At 58.1% G+C, this 6,932-nt stretch carries 9 protein-coding genes; 8 read left to right on the forward strand and 1 reads right to left on the reverse strand.

What is annotated here, in order from left to right; translation table 11 throughout:
- The coding region (uvrA, locus tag IL54_RS18850; RefSeq protein WP_443211358.1) for an excinuclease ABC subunit UvrA at window positions 1-2,247 on the forward strand (2,247 nt) is incomplete at its 5' end.
- Window positions 2,248-2,363: 116 nt separating this feature from the next.
- Window positions 2,364-3,566 (forward strand): hypothetical protein, encoded by a 1,203-nt coding sequence (locus IL54_RS24375; protein ID WP_156106316.1) that lies wholly within the window; start codon window positions 2,364-2,366, stop codon window positions 3,564-3,566.
- A gap of 169 nt (window positions 3,567-3,735) precedes the next feature.
- Here the strand turns inward: IL54_RS24375 and IL54_RS23330 are convergent, their stop codons facing one another.
- Window positions 3,736-4,104, reverse strand: a complete 369-nt coding sequence (locus IL54_RS23330) for a DUF433 domain-containing protein (protein ID WP_081913123.1) — start codon at window positions 4,102-4,104, stop codon at window positions 3,736-3,738.
- An 89-nt stretch (window positions 4,105-4,193) separates the two neighbouring features.
- Here IL54_RS23330 and relB point away from each other — a divergent pair, with 89 nt between their 5' ends.
- From relB to IL54_RS18885, 6 genes are all read left to right on the forward strand, one after another.
- Window positions 4,194-4,364 carry a type II toxin-antitoxin system RelB family antitoxin gene (gene relB, locus IL54_RS18860; RefSeq protein ID WP_037479514.1) on the forward strand — a complete coding sequence of 57 codons (171 nt, stop codon included), beginning with the start codon at window positions 4,194-4,196 and terminating at the stop codon, window positions 4,362-4,364.
- Window positions 4,361-4,639 (forward strand): type II toxin-antitoxin system RelE/ParE family toxin, encoded by a 279-nt coding sequence (locus tag IL54_RS18865; RefSeq protein ID WP_037479432.1) that lies wholly within the window; start codon window positions 4,361-4,363, stop codon window positions 4,637-4,639. The genes relB and IL54_RS18865 overlap by 4 nt, the downstream gene beginning before the upstream one ends.
- 165 nt (window positions 4,640-4,804) lie before the next feature.
- Entirely contained in the window at window positions 4,805-5,833 is a 1,029-nt protein-coding gene (locus IL54_RS18870; RefSeq protein ID WP_037479440.1) for a hypothetical protein, read from the forward strand.
- A 234-nt stretch (window positions 5,834-6,067) separates the two neighbouring features.
- Window positions 6,068-6,283, forward strand: coding sequence for a cold-shock protein (locus tag IL54_RS18875; RefSeq protein ID WP_037479442.1), 216 nt, complete (start codon window positions 6,068-6,070; stop codon window positions 6,281-6,283).
- Between the two features lie 87 nt (window positions 6,284-6,370).
- Window positions 6,371-6,565, forward strand: a complete 195-nt coding sequence (locus IL54_RS18880; RefSeq protein ID WP_037479444.1) for a hypothetical protein — start codon at window positions 6,371-6,373, stop codon at window positions 6,563-6,565.
- 75 nt (window positions 6,566-6,640) lie between these two features.
- On the forward strand, window positions 6,641-6,850 hold the full coding sequence (locus tag IL54_RS18885) for a hypothetical protein (RefSeq protein WP_037479446.1): 210 nt from the start codon (window positions 6,641-6,643) through the stop codon (window positions 6,848-6,850).
- Window positions 6,851-6,932: the final 82 nt, after the last annotated feature.

Consider the following 6,932-nt stretch of genomic DNA (forward strand, 5'->3'; position numbering starts at 1 on the left):
GGGGAGAGGGGGAGCGAGGCGCAGCCGAGCGTCCCACCTCTCGCTTCGGACACCCTCACCCAACCCTCTCCCTCAAGGGAGAGGGCTAAGAGCGGCATGAAGAACACCGGCATCCCCGCCAACCGCATCGTCTTCTCCGAAAAATTCGCCTGCCCCGTCAGTGGCTTCACGATCGCAGAGATCGAGCCGCGCCTCTTCTCCTTCAACGCCCCCATGGGCGCCTGCCCCGCCTGCGATGGCCTGGGCGAGCGGCAGGAGTTCGACCCCGAACTCGTCGTCCCCAACGAAGCCCTCTCCCTCAAAAAGGGCGCGGTCGTCCCCTGGGCCAAGTCCAACCCGCCCAGCCCTTACTACATGCAAGTCCTCGGCTCCCTCGCCAAGGAATTCGGGTTCAGCCTCGACACCCCCTGGGCCGACCTGCCCGGCGAAGTGAAGCTCATCATCCTCCACGGCACCGGCGGCAAGCCGGTCACGCTCAAATTCATGGACGGCCGCAAAAGCTACGAAGTCAAGAAAGCGTTCGAGGGCGTCATCGGCAACCTCAACCGCCGCCTGCTCCAGACCGAATCCGCCTGGATGCGCGAGGAACTGAGCAAATATCAACGCGCCCAGCCCTGCGAGACCTGCCACGGCGCGCGCCTCAAGCCCGAAGCGCTCGCGGTCAAGATTGCGGGCGAGGACATCTCGCTCTCCACCCGCCGCAGCGTCGTGGACGCGCTCGCCTTCTTCACCGCGATGCCCGACAAGCTCAACGATCAGCAGAACCAGATCGCCCGCGCCATCCTCAAGGAAATCGTCGAGCGCCTCGGCTTCCTCAACAATGTCGGCCTCGATTATCTCAACCTCGACCGCACCAGCGGCACCCTGTCCGGCGGCGAATCCCAACGCATCCGCCTCGCCAGCCAAATCGGCTCCGGCCTCTCCGGCGTCCTCTACGTCCTCGACGAACCCTCGATCGGCCTGCATCAGCGCGACAATGACCGCCTGCTCGTCACGCTGAAACGCCTGCGCGACCTCGGCAACAGCGTCATCGTCGTCGAGCATGACGAGGACGCCATCCGCCACGCCGACTATATCGTCGATATGGGGCCGGGCGCCGGCATTCGCGGCGGCGAGATCGTCGCCCAGGGCACGCTCAAGCAGATCCTCAAAGCCAAAAACTCCCTCACCGCCGATTATCTCAACGGCACCCGCCGCATCGAAGTGCCCAAGAAACGCCGCAAGGGCACCGGCAAGAAGCTGACCGTCCACAACGCCCGCGCCAATAATCTGCGCGGCGTCACCGCGTCGATCCCGCTCGGCACCTTCACCTGCATCACCGGCGTCTCCGGCTCCGGCAAGTCCAGTTTCACCATCGACACGCTCTACGCCGCCTCCGCCCGCGCCCTCAACGGCGCGCGCATCCTGGCCGGCGCGCATGACAAGGTGACGGGCCTCGAACATTGCGACAAGGTGATCGACATCGACCAGTCGCCCATCGGCCGCACCCCCCGCTCCAACCCGGCCACCTATACCGGCGCCTTCACCAACATCCGCGACTGGTTCGCAGGGCTGCCCGAAAGCCAGGCGCGCGGCTACAAACCCGGCCGCTTCAGCTTCAACGTCAAGGGCGGCCGCTGCGAAGCCTGCACCGGCGATGGCCTGATCAAGATCGAGATGCACTTCCTCCCCGACGTCTATGTGACGTGCGACGTGTGCCACGGCGCGCGCTACAATCGCGAAACGCTGGAGGTGAAGTTCAAGGGCCACTCGATCGCCGACGTGCTCGACATGACGGTCGAGGACGCCGTCGAATTCTTCAAGGCCGTCCCCCCCATCCGCGACAAGATGGCCATGCTCGCCGAAGTGGGCCTGGGCTATGTCAAGGTCGGCCAGCAGGCCACGACCCTATCGGGCGGCGAAGCCCAGCGCGTCAAACTCGCCAAGGAACTCGCCCGCAGAGCCACCGGCCAGACGCTCTATATCTTGGACGAACCCACCACCGGCCTGCATTTCGAAGACGTCCGCAAACTGCTCGAAGTGCTCCACGCGCTGGTCGACCAGGGCAACAGCGTCGTGGTCATTGAACATAATCTGGACGTCATCAAGACCGCCGACTGGATCATCGACATGGGACCAGAGGGTGGGGTCAAAGGCGGCGAAGTCGTGGCCGAGGGCACCCCGGAAAAGGTCGCGAAGGAGCCACGCTCCTTTACGGGGCATTATCTCGCGCCGTTGCTGGGGTTGGCGAGTGTGGCGGCGGAGTGATCAAGAAGTCGTACCCGGAGGGCGTGCAGTCTGGGGTACTGTAGGATCAAGTATGCGCGGAGCGCGACATCATCAAGCGACGGATCGGGCAAATTTTAAATATTGGATAATATTGTATGTCTAATCCAAACATAGAAAAAATTGAGAAGCCATTTTATCAAAAAATGATCGACCTAAGAGATGGCTTAATGCTGATTAATGATAGTGTTCATAGATGTAGAGAGGGGCGTTTTTACTATTTAACTGCTATGTCATCTCAAATCAGAGCATTATTTTTGGAGAAACGCAGCGATTCCGATTCTCTTCTTATTTTTGTATCGGAAGCGCTTAAAATCGATATAAAAATATATTGTACGGCAGATGCTGAGGAACTGAAAAAATTTTCGCCGATTCCTGATCCCGTATTTTTAATGGCAGGACCACCTATATCATCTGAAAAGCAATTTTCAGGACAAATATCGTTAAGCATAGAAAGCTTCTTAAAGCACAAAGTAATATACTTTAAGAGTAAATTTTATACAATTGAGGATATAATAAGATTTTTTTCAAATAATAATGGAGGGTCTCATTATTCAAAATACCTTCCTAAAGAATTTGTTGAAATGCTACATATAGGAAGCGGACATTTTAATGCTCTAGTTAATTTGTTTATTCAAATTGGGCAGGCCATTGTAATGTTTGGGTCAAAAATTATTTCTAGTTTCTCAAATCAAGATATCTATATTATTGCAGGAATCACTCAAATTCCTAAAGAAAGCATGGTTATTGTTGATGCAATAGACAAGGTAGATCGTTGCCGGTTTACTGTATCCATAAGACAAAACGGAGCTTTATCAATAGTTATTCAAGGAATGAATAACGAGAAAATTTTTCTAGATACAATTTCTTATTTAAACTGGTCTCGACCTGTAATATTTCATTTTTCGTGCAAAATAACTTACGATTTAAGAACAATTACATCTGTTTATGTGAACGATGTTGAAAAATGTCAGGTTATTTCAGATTTTCCGATTTTAATTTATTCGGAATGGGATTCTCTTGATGTACTTGTCAACAAAAGAAGAGGCGATGAAGAAGGTCAGCCGTTTGAAATATATTTAAAGTTCGTAGGAGTTTACGGGAAAAATGTTAGTCCTATTGAGAAAGCGCAAAATCTTTTATGGGCTGATGGACTAAGAGATCAAGCAGAATCGTCCGGCATATTAATAGGATCGGGTAGCTATATGCACGGTGAGATAGGAAATCCTAATTTTACCGAAATTGGAAATGATATTAAGACTGTGATGCAAAGCGAAGTCAGTTTCGCAGTAATTGAATGATTTAGAATTGAGTTGGCTTCAAACAGGGTACCGAAACGAGCCTCGAACTTACTCGGCTTGAACCAATCAGAGCCGCCGCGTAGGAATTTAGGTTAAAGGTACAACGACCTGGCTTCACCCCCTCACTCGCTCCGTCCCATGCCGCTACAAATAGTTGTAGGACAGAAGGTCAGCAAGCTTCAGGATCATCCGTGAGAGGGTTGAGCGCGAAGGATTCTTCGCGGATTTCGACATTCTTCAATGCCTCGATCGTCTCTTCGTCTAACTCGTGGACATACATAGCCTGACGATCCCGGCGCAAAAGGCGCTCATAATCCAACTGCTCAGGATGACCCAGCATCATCGATGCAAGCGCCACAGCCTCCCGAACATCGTCCTCACACAGATATGGGAAGTCCTCCACAACCTCCGCCATAGTCCCACCGCCAGCCAGCATCTCCCAAATGTCGCTGACACGCATCCGCGTACCCGCAATGATAGGCCGTCCGCCGCAGACGGCGGGATCGATAGCAATACGAGGGAAGCCTTTAATGGTCATCGGATGGAACCTATCAAATTGTCCGATACGGACAAATCTCGTCATCATCCGATATGGATAATTCGCGGCAGTTTCGCTATATTTTCTCCATGACCAAGCTAACCCCCATCGAGTCCGAATTTGCGACCAGCGAGGATGCCGAAGCGCATGATGCATGGGTCCGCGCCAAAGTGGAACGGGCGCTCGCCTCCACCAAGCAGCGCATCCCACACGGCGAAGTGATGGCCAAAGCGCAGGCCGTCCTCGATAAATATACATGACTCTGCCGGTCGTCTGGGATGATGAGGCCGAAGCAGCCTTGCTCGATATCCTTGACTATATCGGTCCCCGCAACAAGACAGCGGCGGATCGCCTCCACGCTGCCATTCGGCACGCCGCCGATAATCTGCCGCTGCATCCCTACGCGCACCGGCCAGGCCGCACGCCCGGCACGCGCGAGGTCGTCGTCCATCCCAACTATATCCTGATCTATCGCGTCGCCGCTGACGCCATAGAAGTGCTGGCCCTCGTTCACGCCCGCCAGCAATATCCCTGAACACCCTCGTCATTGCGACCGCAGCGAAGCAGTCCACTGTCGGGCCTTGCATTGCTTCGCTGTGCTCGCAATGATGATCTCTTTCGTTCCCATTTTGTTCTTTCCTACATCTCCCCTTTCTGCCTACCCTTGCCGCAAACCCCACAGCCGGAGGCGCGCGCACTCATGTCGTACCACTTCCCCACCCTCACCCCGTCGCCCGAAACCCGCGCCGATGGCTGGAGCCCCGCGCGCCAACGCCGCTTTCTTGAAACCCTCGCCGCCACCGGCGTCATCCGCCTCGCCTGCGAAGCGGTCCGCATCACGGCGCGCTCGGCCTATAATCTGCGCATTCGTCAGGACGGCGCGGCCTTTCGCCTGGGCTGGGACGCGGCGATCCTCATCGCCCGCGCGCGCCTCGCCGATGATCTGATGGCCCGCGCCATCATCGGCCAGACCGAAACCATCCGCAAGGATGAAGAGAATTTCGAAGTCACCCGCCACCGCCACGACAATCGCCTCGCCATGTCGATGCTGGCCCGGCTCGATCGCATGGCCGACTGCCCGACACCGGGCAGCGACGCCGCGCTCGCCCGCGTCGTCGCGCAGGATTTCGCCGCCTATCTCGACATGCTCTGCCCGGCCGACGGAGCGCAGGCGGAGGCCGACCAGCTCGGCCTGCCCCGCCCCGGTGCCGAAACGATGGCGCGCGACATGGACGATGCCCGCCTGCTCGACGGCACCAGCCCCGCCACGCCCGAAGCGGTCGAAACCGCCGCCACCGCGCTGTCGCCCGGCGCCTCCGCCGCGCTCTTCGTCGCCGCGCGCATGACGCTGATGACCGGCACGGCCAAGGCCGCGTATCCGCCCTTTTCCGCCTTCCAGGAACGGTGTGAACTTCCGCCCGATCCGCCCCGCGAACCGGAGCTGGACCTCACCACCCTGCCGCCCGACGAGGCCGTCACCCATCTGCGCGGCATCTGGTGGGACGAATTTCTCGAACAATGGCGCACTGATTATCCCCCTCCGCCCGACTTCGTTGGCGAGGAAAGCGACAGCGTCTATGAGATCGACGCCTATGAGCGTGACCTGACACCGGACGAGGAAGACGCCGTCAACGCCCGCATCGCCGCCGATCGCCGCCCCTATGAGGAAGCCGCCGCCCGCGCCCGCGACGCCTATTTCGGCACCGCCCAGGCCGCAGCATCCGGCTGAACGCGCAGCGTTCGGGGCTGAACGGGCAGTATTTGCGATCGCAAGAAAGGGGGCATCGGGTCGGCCGCGCGCACGCCATTTGCTATTTGCTGCGCCTTGCCCTACATAGGGGAGGCTACAGTCGCAAATCGACGGTTTTTGGCGCTTTGCGGCACCTTACTTCCTTCTTTCCCTGCCCCTTAGCAACCCGGCGCGTCCACACGGGGTTCGCCGACAGCAAAGAAGGAATAATTTATGAGCAGCATCACTGGCGTCGTCAAGTTCTTCAACGCCGACAAGGGCTATGGCTTCATCGCCCCCGACAATGGCGGCGCGGACGCGTTCGTTCACATCAGCGCCGTCGAGCGTGCTGGCCTGGCTACCCTGCGTGAAAAGGACCGCGTGTCCTATGACCTGGAGCAAGACAAGCGCGGCAAGATGGCTGCGGTGAATATCTCGCACGCCGAGTAATTCAGACGGCCTTCGGATCGGGCGCGGCGCTTTGCAAAAGAGCGCCACGCCCGCCCCACTTTCCCTTTTTCCAAGAGGAGACCCGACATGGCCGCCCCTGATTACCGCACCCTCGCTGCCAAGGCGCGCACGGACGCCGACGCCGCCACCCTCACTAATGTCCGCGACCGCTGCCTGCGCGCTGAAGCCGCATGGCTCGCCATGGCCGGCCGCCAGGATCTGACCGACGCGGGCCGCGCCCGCCGCGACAAGACCGCACCGGAAGCGCTCGACGCCGCCTGACAATCCACATCATTGCGGAACTCCTGGGGCCGCCGCCGGTTATGACTGGCGAACCCCATCCCCAAGGAGTATATCATGATCCGCACCCTGATTTTCGGCGCCATCGCAGGTTATGTTGGCAAGAAGCTGTATGACGACGGCAAGCTGACCCAGTTCAAGGACGACATCGTCGCCCGCTATGGCGAAGCCAAGGCGGAACTGGCCGACAAGAGCGACACCACGCTGCGTCCCACGACGCCTGCCATGACCAGCCCTTCGGTGGCATCGGCGACCAACTTCAACTGATTTACTTGGATACCGGCGGCCGCTCACCCCCCGTTCGCCGCCGGTCGCCGTCCGTCCTGAGCCGCCGCTCCCTCTAGCGGCT

The sequence above is a fragment of the Sphingobium sp. ba1 genome (assembly GCF_000743655.1).
GTDB lineage: Bacteria > Pseudomonadota > Alphaproteobacteria > Sphingomonadales > Sphingomonadaceae > Sphingobium.